The organism is Plantactinospora sp. BB1 (assembly GCF_003030385.1).
In the GTDB taxonomy this organism is placed as follows: domain Bacteria; phylum Actinomycetota; class Actinomycetes; order Mycobacteriales; family Micromonosporaceae; genus Plantactinospora.
In genome coordinates this window covers 8,287,230-8,307,500 of sequence record NZ_CP028159.1, presented here as the reverse complement: position 1 = coordinate 8,307,500, position 20,271 = coordinate 8,287,230, and the positions used below count along the sequence as shown (strand labels likewise).

Genomic DNA, 20,271 nt, shown 5'->3' with positions numbered 1-20,271 from the left:
AGTGGCGAGCGAAAGCGGATTGAGGCTAAACCGGTTGCGTGTGATACCTGTCAGGGGTTGCGTGGTCGGGGTTGTGGGACCTCATGACACGAGCTGACACTCGTGTGGGGAGTTATAAAGCCAGTTGTTAGCTGAATGGTGTGGAAAAGCCAACCGTAGGCGGTGATAGTCCGGTAGGTGAAAGCAGCTGGTCTTCCTTGTGGGTGTTCCCGAGTAGCGGCGGACTCCTGTAATCTGCCGTGAATCTGCCAGGACCACCTGGTAAGCCTAAATACTTCCTGGTGACCGATAGCGGACGAGTACCGTGAGGGAATGGTGAAAAGTACCCCGGGAGGGGAGTGAAATAGTACCTGAAACCGTTCGCCTACAATCCGTCGGAGCCTTTAGGGGTGACGGCGTGCCTTTTGAAGAATGAGCCTGCGAGTTAGTGGCATGTGGCGAGGTTAACCCGTGTGGGGTAGCCGTAGCGAAAGCGAGTCTTAATAGGGCGTGTAGTCGCGTGTTCTAGACCCGAAGCGGGGTGATCTAGCCATGGGCAGGCTGAAGCGTGGGTAAGACCGCGTGGAGGGCCGAACCCACCAACGTTGAAAAGTTGGGGGATGACCTGTGGTTAGGGGTGAAAGGCCAATCAAACTCCGTGATAGCTGGTTCTCCCCGAAATGCATTTAGGTGCAGCGTCGTGTGTTTCTTGCCGGAGGTAGAGCACTGGATGGTCTAGGGGCCCTACAAGGTTACTGAAATCAGCCAAACTCCGAATGCCGGTAAGTGAGAGCGCGGCAGTGAGACTGCGGGGGATAAGCTTCGTAGTCGAGAGGGAAACAGCCCAGATCGCCAGCTAAGGCCCCTAAGCGTGTGCTAAGTGGAAAAGGATGTGGGGTCGCATAGACAACCAGGAGGTTGGCTTAGAAGCAGCCACCCTTTAAAGAGTGCGTAATAGCTCACTGGTCAAGTGGTTCCGCGCCGACAATGTAGCGGGGCTCAAGTACACCGCCGAAGCTGTGGCATTCACATTTTAACTTCGCGATCACTTTTGGGTGGTTGTGCAGGTGTGTGGATGGGTAGGGGAGCGTCGTGCCGGGGGTGAAGCAGCAGGGTGACCTAGTTGTGGACGCGGCACGAGTGAGAATGCAGGCATGAGTAGCGAAAGAAGGGTGAGAAACCCTTCCGCCGGATGACCAAGGGTTCCAGGGCCAGGTTAATCCGCCCTGGGTGAGTCGGGGCCTAAGGCGAGGCCGAGAGGCGTAGTCGATGGATAACGGGTTGATATTCCCGTACCCGTGTAGGAGCGCCCGTGATGAACCTCGTTGTGCTAACCACCCAAACCATCCAAGACCTTCGGGTTGAGGGTGGGGAGCGTGGGAACCTGGCGGGTAGTAGTCAAGCGATGGGGTGACGCAGGAAGGTAGCTGAGCCCGGCCGGTGGTTGTGCCGGGGTAAGCGTGTAGGCCGGTGTGTAGGCAAATCCGCACATCATTGAGGCTGAGACGTGATGCCGAGCCGATTCAGGTGAAGTCAGTGATCCTATGCTGCCGAGAAAAGCCTCTAGCGAGTTCCGAGCGGCCCGTACCCTAAACCGACACAGGTGGTCAGGTAGAGAATACCGAGGCGATCGGGTGAACTGTGGTTAAGGAACTCGGCAAATTGCCCCCGTAACTTAGGGAGAAGGGGGGCCGGAGACGTGAAGCCCCATGCGGGTGGAGCGTTGTATGGCCGCAGAGAGCAGGGGGAAGCGACTGTTTACTAAAAACACAGGTCCATGCGAAGAAGTAATTCGATGTATATGGACTGACGCCTGCCCGGTGCTGGAACGTTAAGGGGACCGGTTAGTCTTTCGGGGCGAAGCTGAGAACTTAAGCGCCAGTAAACGGCGGTGGTAACTATAACCATCCTAAGGTAGCGAAATTCCTTGTCGGGTAAGTTCCGACCTGCACGAATGGCGTAACGACTTCCCCACTGTCTCAACCACAGGCCCGGCGAAATTGCAGTACGAGTAAAGATGCTCGTTACGCGCGGCAGGACGGAAAGACCCCGGGACCTTTACTATAGCTTGACATTGGTATCTGAATTAGCTTGTGTAGGATAGGTGGGAGCCGGTGAAGTCCATACGCCAGTATGGGTGGAGGCAATCTTGAAATACCACTCTGGTTGGTTTGGGTATCTAACTTCGGGCCCTTATCGGGTTCAGGGACAGTGTCTGGTGGGTAGTTTAACTGGGGCGGTTGCCTCCTAAAATGTAACGGAGGCGCCCAAAGGTTCCCTCAGCCTGGTTGGCAATCAGGTGTTGAGTGTAAGTGTATAAGGGAGCTTGACTGTGAGACTGACGGGTCGAGCAGGGACGAAAGTCGGGACTAGTGATCCGGCACTTGCGTGTGGAAGCGGTGTCGCTCAACGGATAAAAGGTACCCCGGGGATAACAGGCTGATCTTCCCCAAGAGTCCATATCGACGGGATGGTTTGGCACCTCGATGTCGGCTCGTCGCATCCTGGGGCTGTAGCAGGTCCCAAGGGTTGGGCTGTTCGCCCATTAAAGCGGTACGCGAGCTGGGTTTAGAACGTCGTGAGACAGTTCGGTCCCTATCCGCCGTGCGCGTAGGATACTTGAGAAGGGCTGTCCCTAGTACGAGAGGACCGGGACGGACGAACCTCTGGTGTGCCAGTTGTCCCGCCAGGGGCACGGCTGGTTGGCTACGTTCGGGAGGGATAACCGCTGAAAGCATCTAAGCGGGAAGCCTGCTTCAAGATGAGGTATCCCACCCCGTTGTGGGGGTAAGGCTCCCAGTGAGACGACTGGGTTGATAGGCCGGAGATGTAAGCCAGGTAACTGGTTCAGTTGACCGGTACTAATAGGCCGAGGACTTGACTACAAAGTTGCTACGCGTCCACTGTGTGATTCACAGCAAACGAACAACAGTTTTGCTCCTGCGTGTGGGTAGGGGGTTGTTGTTTGTGTTGTTGATAGGGTTACGGCGGTTATGGCGGAGGGGAAACGCCCGGTTACATTCCGAACCCGGAAGCTAAGCCTTCCAGCGCTGATGGTACTGCACTCGGGAGGGTGTGGGAGAGTAAGACGCCGCCGGACATCTTGAGTTGTTCGGTGGTGGAGGTTCGTTATGTGGTGGTCGGGTGGTGGAGGTGTCGTGTGGCTGTTCAGGCATCACCTTAGCCCGTTGGTATCGGAGGATGCTAGCCGAACGGCTGATGTATAAAACGGGCGCACCCGACGGAAAGCCAACAAAGCATTTAGCCGATCCGGCACACCCGCGCCGACTCCCACGGGATGATTACCGCCTGTGAGCTGGGCGCGACACCGTGTGCCGGGCCGGGCGGGCCGCACCGGCGGCCGGAGCACGACATGATCCGGCCACGTCGGATCATCGAGCGCTGGGGGCTCGACCCGGAGTCCCTGCCCGGCGAGAACGAGGCACGACACGCCTCCTGGCTCGAACTCTTCTTCGACCTCGTCTTCGTCCTGGCCCTCGCCGCCGTGCAGAACCGGCTCACCGACGCGGTACCCGACGTCGACGAGATCCTCCGGACCGCCGGCCTCTTCGTGATCGTCTGGTGGGCCTGGGTCGGGCAGGCGTTCTACGACACCCGGTTCGACCCCGACGACCTCCGCCACCGGTTGGCGGTACTCGTCGGCATGATCGGAGCCGGCATCATGGCGGTCGGCGCCAAGGACGCCCCGGACACCCTGCTGCTGCCGATCGGCTACCTCGTGGTCCGCGGCACCCTGCTGGCGCTCTACCTCCGGGTACGCGGCATCGGGGCCACCGCGCGCGAACTGACCACCGTCTACCTCATCGGGTTCAGCGTGGGGCTGTCGTTCTGGGTCGCCTCCCTCGCCGTACCGGCACAGAACCGGGCGCTGCTCTGGCTGATCGGGCTGATCGTCGAACTGCTGACCCCGTGGCTCGGCCGACGCTGGCTGATCAAACATCCCGTCCATCCGGCACACCTGCCGGAACGGATCGGACAGTTCACCATCATCCTGCTCGGCGTCAGCCTGACCGACCTGATCGGCGCCGTGCCGACCCGGCCGTCGCCGGCCGTCGTCGTGGTGGCGATCACCGGATTCCTGATCCCGGCGTCGGTGTGGTGGGTCTACACCACCTTCGTGACCATGGGGCTGACCACGTCGCGGCTGAGCGCCGGTCTCGGCTACGCGACCGTGCACGGCGCGATCGGCTCCACCCTGCTGCTGCTCGGCTGGTGCCTGGGACAGGCGGTCCGCGAGGTCAGTACCGGCCGGGAGGACCTGCCGGAGATGCTGCGCCTGCTGATGGCCGTCTCGCTGGCCAGTTGGATGGTCGGCGGCCTGGCGCTGCAATGGATCGCACTGGGCACCGTACCGCCACTGCGGATCGGGATCGCGGCGGTCGCCATCGCGCTGGTCGGCGCCGTCGCCCTGGTGCCGCCGCCGCTGGCCCTGATGCCGCTGCTCGCCCTGCTGATGATCGGCTACGCGGTGGTGGTCAGCCGGCTCATCGTCCGGTTCGCCGGGAACCGGATCGAGACGTAGCCACCCCCGACGGACCCCGGCCGCCCGACCACCCGAACGGGCGGCCGGGCTGGCCGGGCGGCCGGGCGACGGTGGACCGGCCAGGACGAGGGATCAGGTGGCCGGGCCGGGTCAGGTCAGGCGGCGGGTGCGGTCGCGTACCCGTCGGGCGGCGAGGTGCGCGGCCGCGAAGCTCCGGCCGGCGGCGATCCGCAGCGGCTCCGGGATGTCGTCCAGCCCCCGGTAGAGCACCCGGAGCAGTTGCAGCCAGCTCATCAGGCCGGCGAGTTCCCCGCCCAGCGGGTCGGGGCGGCCCGCCGGGTCCACGGCCAACGGCCCGGCGTACCCGTCGACGGCCGCCTGGAGTGCGTGCTGCCGCGCGGTCAGCAGCGGCAGCAACTCGGCGACCGGAAACGGCACCCCGGGCCGGATCTGGTACGCGCCGAGCAGCTCGACCACCTCCCCGGCCGCCTCGGCGACGGCGGCGGCGAACCGGCGACGCTCCTCGTCGACCACCCGGGTCATGCCGTCACCTCCGCCAGCCCCAGGGCCCGCCGCAGGTGCACGCCGGTCGGCGAGCTGGCCAGTTCGACCAGCCCGCGCGGCTCGCCCTGGTAGAGCACCCGCCCGCCCCGACTGCCGCCCTCCGGCCCCAGCTCCAGCACCCAGTCGGCGTGCGCGACGACGTCCAGGTTGTGCTCGATCACGAGTACGGTCGCGGCGTACTCGTCGACCAGCCGGTCCAGTACCCCGAGCAGCCGCCCCACGTCCGCCATGTGCAGCCCGGTGGTCGGCTCGTCGAGCACGTACGCCGGGGCGCCGCCGTGCAGTCCGGTGGCGAGCTTGATCCGTTGACACTCACCGCCGGAGAGGCTGGTCAACGGCTGACCCAGCCGCAGATAGTCCAGTCCGACGTCGGCGGTCGCGGCCAGTACCGGTGCGACCCGGCGGTTGCCGGCGAAGAACTCCCGCCCCTGCGCGACCGTCATCTCCAGTACGTCGCTGATGGTCCGGCCGCGCAGCCGGTAACCGAGCACCTCGTCGGAGAAGCGGCGCCCGTCGCAGGTCTGGCAGACCAGCGAGACGCCCTCCAGCGCGCCGAAGTCGGTCTGCACCACGCCCAGCCCGGCGCAGGTGGCGCAGGCACCCGAGGAGTTGGCGCTGAACAGGGCCGGGCTGACCCGGTTGGCCCGGGCGAACTCGGCCCGGACCTGGTCGGCGACCCCGGTGTAGGTGACGACGGTGGAGCGGCGGTTGGCGTGCGGCATCGACTGGTCGATGATCACCGCCTCCGGGTGCTGGGCCCGGAACGCGCCGCCGACCAGGCTCGACTTGCCCGCGCCGGCCACCCCGGCGATCACGGTGAGTACGCCCGCCGGGATGTCGAGGCTGAGGTCGCGCAGGTTGTGGGTACGCGCGCCGACGATCGGGAGTACGCCGGTCGGGGTGCGTACCGCCGCCTTCAACCGGGTGCTCCCGGTCATCGCCCGGCCCGTCGGGGTGTCCGCGTCGGCGAGCGCCTCGACACCTCCGGCGTAGACCACCCGGCCGCCCGCCGTACCGGCACCGGGGCCGAGGTCGAGGACGTGGTCGGCCGCCGCGATCACGTCCCGGTCGTGCTCGACGACCAGCACCGTGTTGCCCTTGTCCCGCAGGGTGCGGAGCAGGTCGGTGAGCCGGTGCACGTCCCGGGGGTGCAGCCCGACGCTCGGCTCGTCGAAGACGTAGAGCAGGTCGTTGAGGCTGCTGGAGAGGTGTCGCACGATCTTGACCCGTTGCGACTCGCCCCCGGAGAGGGTGCCGGTACGCCGGTCCAGACTCAGGTAGCCGAGGCCGATCTGCACGAGGTGCCCGACCTGGGCGACCAGGGTGTCGAGTACCGGCTTGGCCGCCGGCACCTCCAGCCCGGCCAGTACCCCGAGCAGCTCCTCGGCCTCCATCGCGCAGAGTTCGGCGATGTTGTGCCCGCCGACCCGGCTGGAGAGCGCCAGCGGCGAGAGCCGGCTGCCGCCGCAGGCCCGGCACGGGACGGTGGTGGTGTAGTCCGCCACCATCCGCCGGGTCCGCTCCGCCGGCTCCGCCTGCTGGTCGAGGTAGCGGCGGCGGAACTTCACCACCGCGCCCTCGTAGCTCAGGTTGAGCGTCGAGCCGGCCACCTCCAGCGGCACCGTGCCGTCGGTGGCGTAGAGCAGGTCGTCGAGTTCGCGCTCCGAGTACGCCGACACCGGCTTGTCCGGGTCGAGCCGGCCCGACGCGGCGAGCAGGTGCCAGTCCCGGCTGCCCACCTTGAAGGTCGGGGCGAGCAGCGCTCCCTGGTTGAGCGACCGGGTGGGGTCGAGGAAGGCGGCCAGGTCGACGTCGGTGATCTCGCCGAGGCCCTCGCACTCCGGGCACATCCCGGCGGCCATGTTGAACGAGAACGCGTCGGGGTAGCCGACGAACGGCTCGCCGACCCGGGCGAAGAGCAGCCGCAGCAGCGGGGCGATGTCGGTGATGGTGCCGACGGTGGACCGGGGCCCGCCGGTCAGCGGTCGCTGGTCGATCGCGACCGTCGCCGGCAGGTGCTCGATCAGGTCGACGGCCGGCCGGGCCGAACTCGGCATGAAGGTACGGACGAACATCGGCAGCATCTCGGTCATCTGCCGCTGGCCCTCGACGGCGATCGTCTCGAAGACCAGCGACGACTTCCCCGACCCGGAGACGCCGGTGACGACGGTCAGCCGGCGCTTGGGGATCTCGACGTCGACGGCCGCGAGGTTGTGCTCGCGAGCCCCGGTGACCCGGATCCACTCGGTGACCGGCGCACCCTGCCCGGAAGATTGGACGACCCCGGAAGATTGGACGACACTCATTCCCTCAACTCTATCGTTGAACTTCCATCTTAAGAGTTGACGAGGGGGCCACGGTGTCAGCGGGGCTGAAAGTCTCAACTCCCGGGTCAGGGCGGCGGGAAGCGGCGCCGAGGGGCAGCCAGACGAAGGCCGGGAAGCGGCGCCGAGGGACGGGAAGCTAGGCGAAAGCCGGGAAACGGCGGCGGGCGGCCGGTGGCGGCGGTCCTAGTCCCGGAACGGGGTGACCGGCAGCCCGGCGACGCCGGGGTCGGCCCGGAAGAGTGCCCCGGCGGCCGGCTCCGGGTCCTCCAGGCCGAGCCGCGAGGTGGTGATGTAGAGGTCGCGCAGCTCCGGCCCGCCGAAGGTGCAGGCGGTGACCTGGCCGGCCGGCACCGCCAGCCGTACGTCGAGTCGGCCGTCCGGCGCGTAGCGGCGTACCTCCCCGCCGCCCCAGAGCGCGACCCAGACCCCGCCCTCGGCGTCCACGGTCAGCCCGTCGGGTGCGCCGTCGGCGGACTCGATCCGGGCGAACGGCCGTCGGCCGGTCAGCACGGGCTGCTCCGGGTCGTAGTCGAAGACGTCGATGCGCTGGGTCGGGGTGTCGACGTAGTACGCCAGGGTGCCGTCGGGTGACCAGGCGATGCCGTTGGAGATGGTGACGTCGGCGAGCACCCGCCGGGCCACCAGGTCGGCGTCGAGCCGGTAGAGCGCCGCCGCACCGGGCCGGGTGTCGTACGCCATCGAGCCGCAGTAGAACCGGCCCGCCGGGTCGCAGCCGCCCTCGTTCATCCGCAGGTCAGGATCGGTCCAGAGGTCGGGCAGCCGGCGTACCGTGCGAAGTTGCGGGTCGGTGAGGACGAACCCGCGCTCGACGGCGACCAGATAGCCGTCGCCGGCCCGGGGCCGGACCACCGCCGCGACGCTGTCGACGTGGTGCCGGTCCACCCGGTCCGTACCCGGGGTCATCGTCAGTACGTCGCCGGCCAGCATGTCCACCCACAACAGCCGCCCCGTCCGGGGATCCCAGACCGGTCCCTCGGCATGCTCGCAGCACGGATCCGTCACCTGCGTCGCGTCCACCACGTCGCGCTCCTTTCGACAGCCCCGATCATGTCAGCGCGGTACGGCCCGATCACGCCCGCGCCGGTACGGCCGATCGTGTCAGCGCGGTACGGCGCCGACGGTGGCGATGCCGTCGGATATCTCGGCGGTGCTGCTGGCGGCGTAGCCGAGCACCAGGCCGGGCGGGCCGGGACGTTGCCGGTGCCAGGTGAGCGGCTGCACCTTGACCCCCCGGGCCAGTGCCGCGGTCGCCAGCGCGACGTCGTCGACGGCGCCGGCACCGCCCGGAAAGGTGATCATGAGGTGCAGTCCCGCCGCCGCGCCGTGCACCACGGCGTCCGGCAGGTGGGTACGGATCGCCGCGATCATCGCGTCCCGGCGGCGTACGTGGCGACGGCGCAGGAACCGCAGTTGCCGTTCCAGCGCCCCCGACCCGATCAGCTCGGCCAGGACCAGTTGCGGCAGTGCGGCGTTGCCGAGATCCGCGGTCCGCTTCGCGTCGACCAGGGCGGCCCGGTACCGGCTCGGCGCGAGCAGCCAGCCCACCCGCAGGGCCGGGGCGAGCAGTTTGGAGACGCTGCCGGCGTAGCAGACCTGTTCGGGCAGGACCGCCCGCAGCGCCGGTACGGGTGGCCGGTCGTACCGGTGCTCGGCGTCGTAGTCGTCCTCCACGATCAACCCGCCGCCGGCCGCCCAGCGCATCAGCTCGCGCCGCCGGGCACCGTCCAGCACCACCCCGGTCGGGAACTGGTGTGCCGGGGTCAGCATGACCGCCGGGGCGCCGCTGGCGCGCAGCTCGTCGACGCGCAGCCCACCGGCGTCGACCGGGATCGGCGGCGTCGCCAGACCCCAGCTCCGCAGTTGCTGCCGTACCCCGAGCGACCCCGGGTCCTCCACCGCCACCGTCCGTACCCCGTCGGTGTGCAACACCTGGCCGAGCAGGGTCAGCGCCTGCGCGACCCCGGCCACCACCAGCACGTCGTCCGGGTCGACCGCGATCCCCCGGGTCCGGGCCAGCCAGTGCGCGACGGCCAGCCGCAGCTTCGGGGTACCCCTCGGGTCGCCGTAGCCGAAGTCGCCGGGCGTCAGGTCGTGCAGCACGGCGCGTTCGGCCCGCAGCCAGGCCGCGCGGGGAAAGGCGGCGAGATCGGGTACGCCGGGCGTCAGGTCGATCCGGGCCGGCGCGGCGCGGAGCGAGTCGAACATGTCGGGGCGGGGATCGGTGCCGAAGAGTCCGGGGGCCGGTGCCGGGGTGCCGGTCGACCGGGACGGCACGGCCGGCGCGTCGAGCGGGGCGGAGACGACGACGGTCCCGCCCCGGCCCCGGCCGGCGACGTGTCCGTCCTCGACGAGTCGCTGGTACGCCTCGGTGACCACGCCCCGGGAGACGCCCAGCTCGGCGGCGAGTACCCGGGTCGCCGGCAACCGGCCGCCCACCGGCAACCGGCCGTCCGAGATCGCCACCCGCAGCCGGGTGGCGAGCCAGTCGGCCCGGCCGCCGGCCGGCGCGTCGCCGATGTCGAGCTGGAGGAAGTCGGAGCCGGCAATGGACCGGTCGGCTGCTTCCTGTTTGGCCCTGTCCATCAGGCCATTGTGCCGGGCAGAGTGAGTGGACCGACGCCGCCGCAGGCCGGCGGAGAGCGCGCACGACGACGGGGTGAGACGTGTACTTCCAACACTCGGCCGAGATCTGGTCCGACCATCCGGAGTTGGTGGCCGGGGTCGTCGCCGCCACCGGCCTCGCCCGGAACGCCGACCCGGCGATCGACCCGGTGATCGCCGGGTTCACCGCCGCCGCCGGGACCCGCCTCGGTGCGGGACCGGCCGCCGAGCAGCCCGAGATCCGCGCCTGGCGCCGCGCCTTCGCCCGGATGGGGCTGAAGCCGACGCAGTACCGGTGTGCGGCGGAGGCGCTGCTCCGGCGCTTCGCCCGGGAGGGTTCGCTGCCCCGGATCCACCCGCTGATAGACCTCTGCAACGCCGCCTCGCTCGCCTTCGCGATCCCGGTCGGGGTCTTCGACGTCACCCGGATCGCCGGGGGCCTGGAGGTACGGCCGGCCGACGGCACGGAGACCTACCTGACCTTCTCCGGCGAGTCGGAGCAGCCGGCCGTCGGCGAGGTCGTCTTCGCCGATGCCGACGGTCGGGCCCACGCCCGGCGCTGGACCAACCGGCAGAGCGGCTACTCGGCGGTCCGGGAGGGGACCGACGAGATCCTGATCGTCGTCGAGGCGCTGCACGGGACCGCCTCGGCCGACGTCCCGAAGCTCACCGCCGCGCTCGCGGACGAACTGGCCGCGCTCTGGTCGGTCGAACCGACGACCGCGATCCTGAGCCGGGAGAGCCCGCGATTCGACTTCGGCACCTGAGGCCGCCGGCTCGGGGGCGGCGGGCTCCGGCACGTACTGTTCCGGAGACGACGAATGGGCCAGCCCCGGGGTGGGGCTGGCCCATTCGGTCGTGCGTTATGCGGAGTATCCGCGTTCGGCGGCCCAGTTGGCGAGGGTGATGGTGCTCATCCAGTACTCGCTCTGGTTCGGGTTCGCCGGGTCGGCGATCTTCACCTTCCGGCCGTGGTCGTCGTAGCCCACCTCCAACAAAAACCATCGAAAAATTTGCAACCCGGCAACAATAAAAACACTTGCTGCCAAACAAACAAACAATTTGGCACTGGCTTATCAAGCACCCTGTTGAGTTCTCAAAGAACAACCACACACCGAACACGAACCTCGCTGGGAGGACCGCCCTCGGGGCAACTTGCCCAACCTACCCGCTCGGCCTCACAGTGTCAAGCCCCAACTTTTGGGCCCGTCCGCTTCACCCGAGAGGTTCCCCGTACGCACGCACACCTGACGGTGGTCGCTTCTGTCGGGGGGAAGCCCGCAGACCGGCCGATGGCCGCTCGCGGCGCATCTGCCCGGCTCCTGCCGGCCTGGAACACTCTACCCGGTTGGTCCCGCAATCTCAACCTGACGTTCATCCGGTCGAGCGCACCACCCGGCCTCCGTCCCCGTCGGGCGGATGCCCTCCGAGAGACCGAGGTGCTCGCGGCCCGGCCTTTTCGTCCGGGGCGCCGCGCGCAGAGAGAAAGTTACGCCGCCGAGCCGCTGGGCGCAAATCGACGTACTCCTCCTCGCTGTACCGCTGTGACCTGACCGTGCCACGGTTGTCCGTGTCGGAGCGGGCCCGTCGTGTCAGAGTGGCAACCATGGCCGCGTTTGCGAGCTCCACACAGATCACCCTCGCGCAGGACAGCATCACCGCGCTCCTGCTGCCGTTCTGGCAGCTCGTGATCGGTGGGCTGGTGCTGGTGGCCGTGGTCGCCTCGGTACGCCGGCTGGCCCGCCGTGGCCGATCCCGGATGACCACCGGGCTGCTCGTGACGGCCTCCGCGATCATCGGCCTGGCCGTCGTCGGCATGCTGCTCCAGTGACCGTACGGCGGCCGGTGGGCCGATCGCTCCCGTGATCCGGGCCACCGTGGAAGCCCCCGACCGGATCGGTCCGCGCGTCAGAGGCGGCGGTTCGCCAGGCTGGGCAGCTCGGTGCGGATCTCCCGCAGCCGGTCCAGATCGAGGTCGCTGACGACGATCCCCACCGTGTCGGGCGCCTGGCCGATCACGGTCCCCCAGGGGTCGACCACCATGCTGCGGCCGAAACAGGTACGCCCGGGATCGTGGTCGCCGATCTGCGCCGCCGCCGCGACGTAACACTGGTTCTCGATCGCCCGCGCGCGCAGCAGCACCTCCCAGTGGTCCCGACCGGTGTGCAGCATGAAGGCGGCGGGCACCACCAGCAGCTGGGCCTGGCCGACGACCGCCAACTGCCGGTACAGCTCGGGGAAGCGCAGGTCGTAACAGATCGACAGGCCGATGCGTACCCCTTCGACGTCGACGGTGACCGGCTCGGAGCCGGCGGCGACGGTCTTGGACTCCAGGTAGGAGACCCGCTCCGGGATCTCCACGTCGTAAAGATGGATCTTCCGGTACGTCCCGGCGAGCGCACCCGTGCGGTCGAAGACCAGCGAGGTGTTGTAGGTGTGCTCCGGATCCGGGCCCGTCTCGTGAAACGAGCCGGCGTGCACCCATATTCCGTGCTGCCGGGCCGCCTCGGCGAAGAACTCGGCGAACTCGCCGTCGACCGGCTCCGGGGCCGGCAGCCCACGCGACGGGCCGAGATAGTCGACGTACTCCGGCAGGATCGCCAGGTCCGCCCCGGCGGCCGCAGCCCGGGCGAGCAGCTCGCCGGCGGCGGTCAGGTTGGCCTTCCGGTCGTCGCGGGCGTTGAGCTGGCAGACGGCGACGCGCATGCGGAGAGCCTACGGGGACGGTCCCCGGGTGACCAGGCTTACCGGAACGGTCGGCGGAGCGGCCTCAGGCCGAGCGCTCCTCACGCTCCCGGCGGGCGCGCCGGCCGGTGAACTCGCGCGGCACGATCGTCGGGTTGACGTTCTCCAGCACGACACCCCGGGTGATCAGGACGCGGGCCGCGTTGGGGTTGCTGGGCACCTCGTACATCACGGAGAGCAGGACCTCTTCGAGGATGGCGCGCAGGCCCCGGGCACCGGTGCCCCGCAGCATCGCCTGGTCGGCGATCGCCTCCAGCGCCGCCGGCTCGAACTCCAGCTCCACGCCGTCGAGCTCGAAGAGGCGTTGGTATTGCCGGACGAGCGCGTTGCGGGGCTCGGTGAGGATCCGGACCAGCGCCTCGCGGTTGAGGCTCCGGACGTTGGTGATCACCGGAAGCCGGCCGATGAACTCGGGAATCAGACCGAACTTGAGCATGTCCTCCGGCATCACCCGGCCGAAGATGTCGTCGGTCGAGCGCTCGGAGACCGAGCGGAGGTGCGCACCGAAGCCGAGCCCACCCTGACCGGTACGGGCCTCGATGATCTGGTCGAGGCCGGCGAAGGCACCACCGCAGATGAAGAGCACGTTGGTGGTGTCGATCTGGATGAACTCCTGGTGCGGGTGTTTCCGGCCACCCTGCGGCGGCACGTTCGCCACGGTGCCTTCGAGGATCTTGAGCAGCGCCTGCTGCACACCCTCACCCGAGACGTCCCGGGTGATCGACGGGTTCTCCGACTTACGGGCGATCTTGTCGACCTCGTCGATGTAGATGATCCCGGTCTCGGCCCGCTTGATGTCGTAATCGGCGGCCTGGATCAGCTTGAGCAGGATGTTCTCGACGTCCTCGCCGACGTAGCCCGCCTCGGTCAGCGCGGTGGCGTCGGCGATCGCGAACGGCACGTTCAGCATCCGGGCGAGGGTCTGAGCCAGGTGTGTCTTGCCGCACCCCGTCGGGCCGATCAGCAGGATGTTGGACTTCGACAGCTCCACGCCGTCGCTCGCGCCGGGCCCGCCGGCCGACTCCGCCTGGATCCGCTTGTAGTGGTTGTAGACCGCGACCGCGAGGGCCTTCTTCGCCTGGTCCTGACCCACGACGTACTGGTCGAGGAACTGGCAGATCTCCATCGGCTTGGGAAGCTCTTCCCACTTCACCTCGCCGGACTCGGCCAGCTCCTCTTCGATGATCTCGTTGCAGAGGTCTATGCACTCGTCACAGATGTAGACCCCGGGGCCCGCGATGAGCTTCTTGACCTGCTTCTGCGACTTACCGCAGAAGGAGCACTTCAGTAGGTCGCCACCGTCGCCGATCCGTGCCACCTACGTTCTCCCTGCGCTCATCGGCCAGCCTCGCTGAGCGGAGGCCCTGGCCTGCGGACGGTACACCCCGTCGGTTCTCTTCGCCGGCCGGTTCCGACCGGCCGTGGGCGGTGCAGAACCGACGTTACCCGCTGCGCGAGGTTTCTCCGACCCCCAAAACGGGTGTGTCAGAGGCCGGCCGCCGGACAGCCGGTCGGCCGGCCTCTGACCCAAGATGATCAGCTCGAGGCGTTCGCCGCGAGCAGGCCCTTCTTTCGGCTGGTCAGGATGGTGTCGACCAGGCCGTACTCACGGGACTCCTCGGCAGTCATGAACTTGTCACGGTCGATATCACGACGGACTCGTTCAATCGGCTGGTTGGAGTGTCGGGAGAGCATCTCCTCGAGCTGGGTACGCATCCGGAGGATCTCCCGAGCCTGGATCTCGATGTCCGAGCCCTGCCCGTAGCCGCCCTCGGTGGCCGGCTGGTGGATGATGATCCGGGAGTTCGGCAGCGCCATGCGCTTGCCGGGGGTACCGGCGGCGAGGAGTACGGCCGCGGCGCTGGCCGCCTGCCCGAGGCAGACGGTCTGGATGTCCGGCCGGACGTACTGCATCGTGTCGTAGATCGCCGTCATGGCGGTGAACGAGCCGCCGGGCGAGTTGATGTACATGATGATGTCGCGGTCCGGGTCGGTGCCCTCCAGCGTCAGCAGCTGGGCCATCACGTCGTTGGCCGACGCGTCGTCCACCTGCACGCCGAGGAAGATGATCCGGTCCTCGAAGAGCTTGTTGTAGGGGTTCGACTCCTTGACGCCGTACGAGGTGCGCTCGACGAAGGAGGGCAGGACGTACCGGTTGTGCACGGGCTGGAAGCCACCACCGGCAAGCAGGGTCGGGTCAGTCATCGTTTCCGCTCCTCAGCTCAGGGTCCCGGCGCCTTCCGGAACCTGCGCGGCTCCGGTGATCACCTTGTCGATGAAGCCGTAGTCCTTGGCCTCGGTGGCGGTGAACCAGCGGTCCCGGTCCGAGTCGGCCTCGATCTGGGCCTGGTCCTGGCCGGTGTGGTGGGCCACCCGCTCCTGGAACATCCGCTTGGTGTAGAGCATCTGCTCCGCCTGGATGGCGATGTCCGATGCCGTACCGCCCATGCCGCCGGAGGGCTGGTGCATCATGATCCGCGCGTGTGGCAGGGCGTAACGCTTGCCCTTGGTGCCGGCGCAGAGCAGGAGCTGGCCCATCGAGGCGGCCATGCCCATGGCGACCGTGGAGACGTCGTTGTCGATGAATTGCATGGTGTCGTAGATCGCCATGCCGGAGTAGACCGAGCCACCCGGCGAGTTGATCCACAGGTTGATGTCGCGGCCGGGGTCCTCCGCGGCGAGTAGCAGCAGCTGTGCGCAGATGCGGTTGGCGACCTGGTCGGTCACCTCGCTGCCAAGGAAGATGATCCGCTCCTTGAGCAGCCGGTTGTAGACCGAGTCGTCGAGGTTGCCACCAAGTGCGTCCGCACCGCGGGCTTCGGTCACCCGCAGGGGCATAGCTGAGAAGTCTGAACCAGTCATGGCAGCCCTTCGCTCTCCGTGCGTCTTACGCCCGACATTAACCGCTGGCCGGGGTCGTAACGTCCCGGTCCGGGCACTGTTCGCTAACAGCGCAGTTGCCGGCGGTACGGCAGCGGCGTGCTGACCGCCGGGGCGTACCCGGTGGGGTTCTGGTTGGTCGGGCCCGGAGCGGAGCGTCCGGGCCCGGCGGTCCGCGACCCCGCGCGGCTCAGTGCTCGTGGTCGTGGTCGTGCTCCTCGCCACTCGCGGCGCGGAGCTCGTCCATGTTGATCGGGTTGCCGGCCGAGTCGGTGATCTTGATCCGCTCCATCACCATGGCCAGCGCCTTGCCGCGCCGGACGTCGCCGAAGACCGCGCCGGCCGCGCCGGAGCGGACGAGCTGGTCGTAGTACTGCTGAGGGGCCATCCCGGCGCGCTGCGCCCGGTGCACGATCTCGTGCCCGAACTCGTCGTCGGAGACCTGGACCTGCTCGGCGTCGGCCAGGGTGTCCAGCAGCAGCTGGATCTTCACTCCCTCGGTGGCCGCGTCCTTCAGCTCGGCGTCGATCTGCTCCTCGGTCTTCTCCTCGGAGGTCAGGTATTCCTCCAGGGAGGCGCCGATCCGCTCAAGCTGGTCGACCATGGCCTGCTTGCGGTGCTCGACCTCCTCGCGCACGACCCCCTCCGGGGCCGGCACGTCGGCGGCCGCCACCATCTGCTCCAGGGCGCGGTCCCGGGCGGCGTAGATCTGCTCGATCTTCTTCGACCGGCTCACCCGCTCGCGGATGTCGCCACGCAGCTCGTCGAGGGTGTCAAACTCGCTGGCGAGCTGGGCAAAATCGTCGTCGAGCGGCGGAAGCTCCTTCTCCTTGACCGTGCGGACCGTCACAGCGACGTCGGCGTCCCGGCCGGCGAAATCGCCGCCGACGAGCTGGGTCTGGAAGGTGGTCGAGTCGCCGGCCGAGAGGCCGACCAGCACCTCGTCCAGCCCCGGCAGGAGCTGCTTGCTGCCGACCTCGTGCGAGATGTTGGTGGCCGAGCCACCCGGCACCTCCTCGCCGTCGACGGTCGCGGCCAGGTCGATCTGCACGTAGTCGCCCTCCTGGGCGGCCCGCTCGACCGTCTTGAGGGTGGCGAACCGCTCCCGCAGACTGGCAACCTGGGCGTCGATCTCGCTCTCGTCGATCTGGAGCTCGTCGACGGTCACCTCGACCGTGGAGAGGTCGGGCAGCGTGATCTCGGGCCGGACGTCGACCTCGGCGGTGAACTTCAGCGAGTCACCGTCGTTGAACTCGGTGATCTCGACCTCGGGCCGGCCCAGTGTCTTCACGTCGTGCTCGCGGACCGCGGCGAGAATGTTCTCCGGGATGGCGTCCTGGACGGCCTCGTTCAGCACCGTGCCCCGGCCGACCCGCTGGTCGATCACGGCGGCCGGCACCTTGCCGCGCCGGAAGCCCGGGACGTTGACCTGCGAGGCGATCTCCCGGTACGCCTTCTTGAGGCTCGGCTCGAGCTCGACGAACGGCACCTCGATGGCGAGCCGCACGCGCGTCGGGCTCAGAGTCTCGACGGTGCTCTTCACAGGCGTACTCCTTGACGGATCTCGATCTTAATTCTGGGCCGGTCTTCAGCCCATCGCCGGTCTTCAGCCCATCGAGTGTAGGCGAGCCGGCAGCGGCGGCTGACGGCGCGGGGTGGTAGGACTCACCCCGCAGCCGAGGCTCACCCGCCCCGCGACCGAGGCTCTCCCCCGCAGCCACAGCCGCGGGCGACAGTCGGGGTGGCGGGATTTGAACCCACGGCCCCTCGCTCCCAAAGCGAGTGCGCTACCAAGCTGCGCCACACCCCGTGGCGGTGAAGAGTGTATGCCGTCCGGTCAGGGTCGCGCCCGCCCGGTCTCCGTGCCGGGCCGCCGTGTCGTCCCGATCCAGCTTGATCCTGGCGTACGCGGGGTGCTGGCGCTTCCGGTTCCGGTTGTCGGGTGAGGGGTGGGCGGCTGTCGGTGAGGGGTGGGCGGCGGTCGGCGGGATGCCGGTATCCAGGGGGCGGGGCGACCCGTTAGGCTATCCGTCGCGCCCCGAGATGATCGGGGCGAGCGCGGGCGTAGCTCAATGGCAGAGCTTCAGTCTTCCAAACTGACGGTGCGGGTTCGATTCCCGTCGCCCGCTCCAGTCCTTCCGGCCCAGGTCAGCGGTGGTTTCGCCGAGCCTGGACCGTTCTGTTTCCGGCTCTGATCGATCTTGCGGGCCATTGGTGTGGGACGGGCTGGTCAAGTAGCACCTGCGCGGCAAGCGGCTCCCTCCGGTCGCCGGCCCGACAGGTAGAGGCTCACTGCGAGGATCGGTCGGTGGCCAGCCGGGAGGCACGGACGAGGACCTGGGCCTGGTCGCCGGAACGACCGTCGTAGCCGATCTTCACGCCCTCCAGCCACACCCACTCGTCCTGCTCCGGCCGATTCGCCACCAGCCGTACGCCGGTCACCCACAGCACCACCGGACCCTCTGTCGGACGGAGCCGGTCGGCGGCGGACAGCCGGATCACCTCGCCGAGCCGCACCCGAAGGTCAAACACGACGCCCCCTCGCTACCGGCGGACGTCCCGCCGAGACCGAACGCCGAGCCGGAGCGGCCAGACGGAGGCCGGCGAGGCGGACGAAGACATCGCGCCGGTCGAGCGCCTACCCGCGCTGATCGAGGACGTAGCCGGTCAGCCAACACCAGCCGTGGTATGTCGGACGGCCACAGACCACGGTCACTCGGAGCAGGATCGACCGGCCTCCGGCGAACTGGACCGACGCGTGACCATCCAGCAACAACAGGTCACCCGGCTTTGGAACCACCCGCCATCCCTCCCCACTCGTTGGACGGGCGTCGAGGCGGGCGGGCATTCAGACGGCCGTACGTCGACCGCGCGGCCTGGCGCCGGTACCCACCCCGACGCCCAGCTCACGAGCTGGGCGTCGACCCGAAGAGCGTCGAACGATGGATGACGCAGGACCGGACGCCGTACCCCCGTCACCGGCACGCGATCGGCGGCGACCTGTTCGACACGTACGCCGACAGCTTCGACCGGGTGGAGGCCGCAGCACGCCCGGCCTGGCCAGCAGAGGTGACAGCCTAGACATGACCAGGACCGATCACTACCACGAGCCAGACGCGCCGAAGGCCAACAGCATCGTTGTCGCCGTCACCGTGTTCGTTCGGGACGACCAGGACCGCGTACTGCTCATCCAGCGGGCCGACAACGGACTGTGGTCCATCCCCGGCGGCGGCCACGAGATCGGTGAGTACATCGCCGACACGGCGGTCCGGGAGACGCACGAGGAGACCGGCATCGACGTGGAGGTGACCGGGATCGTCGGCGTCTACTCCGACCCCAACCATGTCGTCGAGTACTCCGACGGCCAGGTACGCCAGCAGTTCTCCGTCTGCTTCCGGGCCGAATACCGAGACGGCAGCCCGACAACCAGCGACGAGTCACCTTCCGTCCGCTGGGTAGCACGCGACGAGCTGGACGATCTGACCATTCACCCATCGATCCGACTACGGATCGAGCACGGCTACGATCGCCGCGATCCCTACATCGGTTGAGCCAGCGACCTCCGGGCCAACCGCTGCTCCGTACGCCGCACTGCGGCCACGATCTCCGGCTCGGCCCGATTGATGAAACGGGTCACCAGATGCTCAGGTCCGTAACGGGAGCAGATCTCCGCCAACCGCTCCAGCACCTCGAAGCTCTGCCCGTCCGGACCGGTCGTCATGTCGGCGTAGCAGAGAGCATCGGTGACCGGGCCTTCTTCCCGCTCGAACTCCTCGCGCAACGCCTGGCCGAGCCCGCGCTCCTCTGCCTCCAGCCAGGCACAGGAGTGATGGGCGACCAGTGCGGTGACGCGCTCGTCAACCTGTTGTCGCCGGAGCCACCGGGCACCCGTCCAGCGAGTGGAAGCCGGTATCCACAAGTCCCGGGCTGTAGCCCACGTCGTGAAGCCACGCGGCAGCGATCAAGGTTTCCCGATCCGAGGACGGGACCGCACCAGCAGCTTCTTCTGCTTTGGCTGCGACGGCTTGGACATGTCGCCACCGGCGAGGCAGCGTCTCCTCTAGCTGTAGTGACCATGAGCGTTGTTGACGGCGTGTCGGCTTGATCCATGGAGAGACCTCCGGCGAGGTGTGAGGTGCTGACGCCCATACCTACCGGAGGTCTCTATGGCCCACCGTAACGCCCGGCTGACGGCGGGGCCGGCGACAGCGCCACCGACGAACGCCAGACCAGCAACACCCAGAGCGGTCCTACGAACCAGGGAAGTCTGCTCGATGGCCGGGAGCCATCGGCTGAACAGAGTCGTGTTCATGATGGTCCTGCCTTCCAATCGGGGGAACAACACCCCACGGGGGAAAGCCGGGGTGTCATTGGAAATCACACGTCCCGAGACCGTCACGGCCTCAAGGGACGAAAGAAGGTTCGCCCGGCACACATGCACGGGGGGGTGCTGGTACTCAGGCGAACACCATATGTAACGACCGGCGGCCCCGGATCATTCCCCGAGGCCCGGCCACCAGCCCAGGTCACAGGCGGTGGTACTCGGCCGTACGCATGGTGTAACGACCGAGGCCCCGACGGCATTCCGCCGGATGCAGACCGCGTCCAGTTGATCACGAGCGAGATTCGGACATTCGGGCCAGCCTCGCC

Annotated in this window: 18 protein-coding genes, 2 tRNA genes and 2 rRNA genes (1 of these 22 cut by a window edge); 8 read left to right on the top strand and 14 right to left on the bottom strand. The window is 68.0% G+C overall.

The genetic code is table 11. From position 1 onward, the window contains the following. The 3 genes from C6W10_RS36480 to C6W10_RS36470 form a co-directional block, all read left to right on the top strand. A 23S ribosomal RNA gene (locus C6W10_RS36480) occupies nt 1-2,864 on the top strand (it extends 246 nt beyond the left edge of the window). Nucleotides 2,865-2,962: 98 nt separating this feature from the next. Continuing rightward, a 5S ribosomal RNA gene (rrf, locus tag C6W10_RS36475) occupies nt 2,963-3,079 on the top strand. A 273-nt stretch (nt 3,080-3,352) separates the two neighbouring features. Then, a complete protein-coding gene (locus C6W10_RS36470; protein ID WP_159079648.1) occupies nt 3,353-4,522 on the top strand; it encodes a low temperature requirement protein A in 1,170 nt (389 codons plus the stop codon). A 111-nt stretch (nt 4,523-4,633) separates the two neighbouring features. Here the strand turns inward: C6W10_RS36470 and C6W10_RS36465 are convergent, their stop codons facing one another. The 4 genes from C6W10_RS36465 to C6W10_RS36450 all read right to left on the bottom strand — a co-directional run bounded on the left by C6W10_RS36465 (nt 4,634) and on the right by C6W10_RS36450 (nt 9,978). Next, complete coding sequence (locus C6W10_RS36465; protein WP_107263494.1) at nt 4,634-5,026, bottom strand: hypothetical protein; 393 nt, start codon at nt 5,024-5,026, stop codon at nt 4,634-4,636. Beyond that, nucleotides 5,023-7,353, bottom strand: a complete 2,331-nt coding sequence (locus C6W10_RS36460) for an excinuclease ABC subunit UvrA (RefSeq protein WP_107263493.1) — start codon at nt 7,351-7,353, stop codon at nt 5,023-5,025. The genes C6W10_RS36465 and C6W10_RS36460 overlap by 4 nt, the downstream gene beginning before the upstream one ends. A 204-nt stretch (nt 7,354-7,557) precedes the next feature. Then, a complete protein-coding gene (locus tag C6W10_RS36455; RefSeq protein ID WP_107263492.1) occupies nt 7,558-8,415 on the bottom strand; it encodes an SMP-30/gluconolactonase/LRE family protein in 858 nt (285 codons plus the stop codon). 78 nt (nt 8,416-8,493) lie between these two features. Next, nucleotides 8,494-9,978: a PLP-dependent aminotransferase family protein gene (locus C6W10_RS36450; protein WP_107263491.1), complete on the bottom strand. Its 1,485-nt coding sequence runs from the start codon at nt 9,976-9,978 to the stop codon at nt 8,494-8,496. A gap of 80 nt (nt 9,979-10,058) precedes the next feature. On the opposite strand from C6W10_RS36450, the gene C6W10_RS36445 reads away from it, so the two are divergent. Beyond that, nucleotides 10,059-10,763: a B3/4 domain-containing protein gene (locus C6W10_RS36445; protein WP_107263490.1), complete on the top strand. Its 705-nt coding sequence runs from the start codon at nt 10,059-10,061 to the stop codon at nt 10,761-10,763. 96 nt (nt 10,764-10,859) lie between these two features. Here the strand turns inward: C6W10_RS36445 and C6W10_RS39290 are convergent, their stop codons facing one another. Then, nucleotides 10,860-10,985 carry a hypothetical protein gene (locus C6W10_RS39290; protein ID WP_255419728.1) on the bottom strand — a complete coding sequence of 42 codons (126 nt, stop codon included), beginning with the start codon at nt 10,983-10,985 and terminating at the stop codon, nt 10,860-10,862. 617 nt (nt 10,986-11,602) lie between these two features. Here C6W10_RS39290 and C6W10_RS36440 point away from each other — a divergent pair. Beyond that, the gene (locus tag C6W10_RS36440; protein ID WP_107263489.1) at nt 11,603-11,827 is read left to right on the top strand and encodes a hypothetical protein; all 225 of its coding nucleotides are present in this window, start codon (nt 11,603-11,605) and stop codon (nt 11,825-11,827) included. Between the two features lie 77 nt (nt 11,828-11,904). Here C6W10_RS36440 and C6W10_RS36435 read toward each other — a convergent pair whose 3' ends face one another. From C6W10_RS36435 to C6W10_RS36410, 6 genes are all read right to left on the bottom strand, one after another. Beyond that, on the bottom strand, nt 11,905-12,702 hold the full coding sequence (locus C6W10_RS36435; RefSeq protein WP_107263488.1) for a carbon-nitrogen hydrolase family protein: 798 nt from the start codon (nt 12,700-12,702) through the stop codon (nt 11,905-11,907). 64 nt (nt 12,703-12,766) lie between these two features. Further along, nucleotides 12,767-14,059: an ATP-dependent Clp protease ATP-binding subunit ClpX gene (gene clpX / locus C6W10_RS36430; protein ID WP_101367583.1), complete on the bottom strand. Its 1,293-nt coding sequence runs from the start codon at nt 14,057-14,059 to the stop codon at nt 12,767-12,769. Between the two features lie 218 nt (nt 14,060-14,277). After that, the gene (locus C6W10_RS36425) at nt 14,278-14,946 is read right to left on the bottom strand and encodes an ATP-dependent Clp protease proteolytic subunit (protein ID WP_101367584.1); all 669 of its coding nucleotides are present in this window, start codon (nt 14,944-14,946) and stop codon (nt 14,278-14,280) included. 12 nt (nt 14,947-14,958) lie between these two features. Continuing rightward, nucleotides 14,959-15,603, bottom strand: a complete 645-nt coding sequence (locus C6W10_RS36420) for a ClpP family protease (RefSeq protein ID WP_107263487.1) — start codon at nt 15,601-15,603, stop codon at nt 14,959-14,961. Nucleotides 15,604-15,811: 208 nt separating this feature from the next. Further along, entirely contained in the window at nt 15,812-17,164 is a 1,353-nt protein-coding gene (gene tig / locus C6W10_RS36415) for a trigger factor (protein WP_107263486.1), read from the bottom strand. A 193-nt stretch (nt 17,165-17,357) separates the two neighbouring features. After that, nucleotides 17,358-17,431: transfer RNA gene (locus tag C6W10_RS36410), tRNA-Pro, on the bottom strand. A gap of 248 nt (nt 17,432-17,679) precedes the next feature. Between C6W10_RS36410 and C6W10_RS36405 the strand changes: the two genes are divergently transcribed. Further along, nucleotides 17,680-17,753 (top strand) — tRNA-Gly (locus C6W10_RS36405). A 157-nt stretch (nt 17,754-17,910) separates the two neighbouring features. Here the strand turns inward: C6W10_RS36405 and C6W10_RS36400 are convergent. Beyond that, nucleotides 17,911-18,153, bottom strand: a complete 243-nt coding sequence (locus tag C6W10_RS36400; protein ID WP_107263485.1) for a hypothetical protein — start codon at nt 18,151-18,153, stop codon at nt 17,911-17,913. Between the two features lie 414 nt (nt 18,154-18,567). On the opposite strand from C6W10_RS36400, the gene C6W10_RS39285 reads away from it, so the two are divergent. Next, nucleotides 18,568-18,702 (top strand): hypothetical protein, encoded by a 135-nt coding sequence (locus tag C6W10_RS39285; protein WP_255419735.1) that lies wholly within the window; start codon nt 18,568-18,570, stop codon nt 18,700-18,702. 2 nt (nt 18,703-18,704) lie between these two features. Then, complete coding sequence (locus C6W10_RS36390; RefSeq protein WP_107263484.1) at nt 18,705-19,172, top strand: NUDIX hydrolase; 468 nt, start codon at nt 18,705-18,707, stop codon at nt 19,170-19,172. On the opposite strand, the gene C6W10_RS38195 is transcribed toward C6W10_RS36390, so the two are convergent. Together C6W10_RS38195 and C6W10_RS39860 are read right to left on the bottom strand one after the other, a co-directional pair. Continuing rightward, nucleotides 19,160-19,540: a hypothetical protein gene (locus C6W10_RS38195; RefSeq protein WP_234361544.1), complete on the bottom strand. Its 381-nt coding sequence runs from the start codon at nt 19,538-19,540 to the stop codon at nt 19,160-19,162. The genes C6W10_RS36390 and C6W10_RS38195 overlap by 13 nt on opposite strands. Then, nucleotides 19,479-19,673, bottom strand: coding sequence for an HD domain-containing protein (locus C6W10_RS39860; RefSeq protein WP_369938733.1), 195 nt, complete (start codon nt 19,671-19,673; stop codon nt 19,479-19,481). The genes C6W10_RS38195 and C6W10_RS39860 overlap by 62 nt, the downstream gene beginning before the upstream one ends. Between the last annotated feature and the right edge of the window lie 598 nt (nt 19,674-20,271).

Bases quoted from the DNA above. Each gene is read 5' to 3' on its own strand.
- C6W10_RS36470 (WP_159079648.1), top strand. From the start codon at position 3,353: ATGATCCGGCCACGTCGGATCATCGAGCGCTGGGGGCTCGACCCGGAG.
- C6W10_RS36440 (WP_107263489.1), top strand. From the start codon at position 11,603: ATGGCCGCGTTTGCGAGCTCCACACAGATCACCCTCGCGCAGGACAGC.
- C6W10_RS36450 (WP_107263491.1), bottom strand. From the start codon at position 9,978: ATGGACAGGGCCAAACAGGAAGCAGCCGACCGGTCCATTGCCGGCTCC.
- C6W10_RS36435 (WP_107263488.1), bottom strand. From the start codon at position 12,702: ATGCGCGTCGCCGTCTGCCAGCTCAACGCCCGCGACGACCGGAAGGCC.
- C6W10_RS36425 (WP_101367584.1), bottom strand. From the start codon at position 14,946: ATGACTGACCCGACCCTGCTTGCCGGTGGTGGCTTCCAGCCCGTGCAC.
- C6W10_RS36465 (WP_107263494.1), bottom strand. From the start codon at position 5,026: ATGACCCGGGTGGTCGACGAGGAGCGTCGCCGGTTCGCCGCCGCCGTC.
- C6W10_RS36460 (WP_107263493.1), bottom strand. From the start codon at position 7,353: ATGAGTGTCGTCCAATCTTCCGGGGTCGTCCAATCTTCCGGGCAGGGT.
- C6W10_RS36420 (WP_107263487.1), bottom strand. From the start codon at position 15,603: ATGACTGGTTCAGACTTCTCAGCTATGCCCCTGCGGGTGACCGAAGCC.
- C6W10_RS36390 (WP_107263484.1), top strand. From the start codon at position 18,705: ATGACCAGGACCGATCACTACCACGAGCCAGACGCGCCGAAGGCCAAC.
- C6W10_RS39285 (WP_255419735.1), top strand. From the start codon at position 18,568: ATGACGCAGGACCGGACGCCGTACCCCCGTCACCGGCACGCGATCGGC.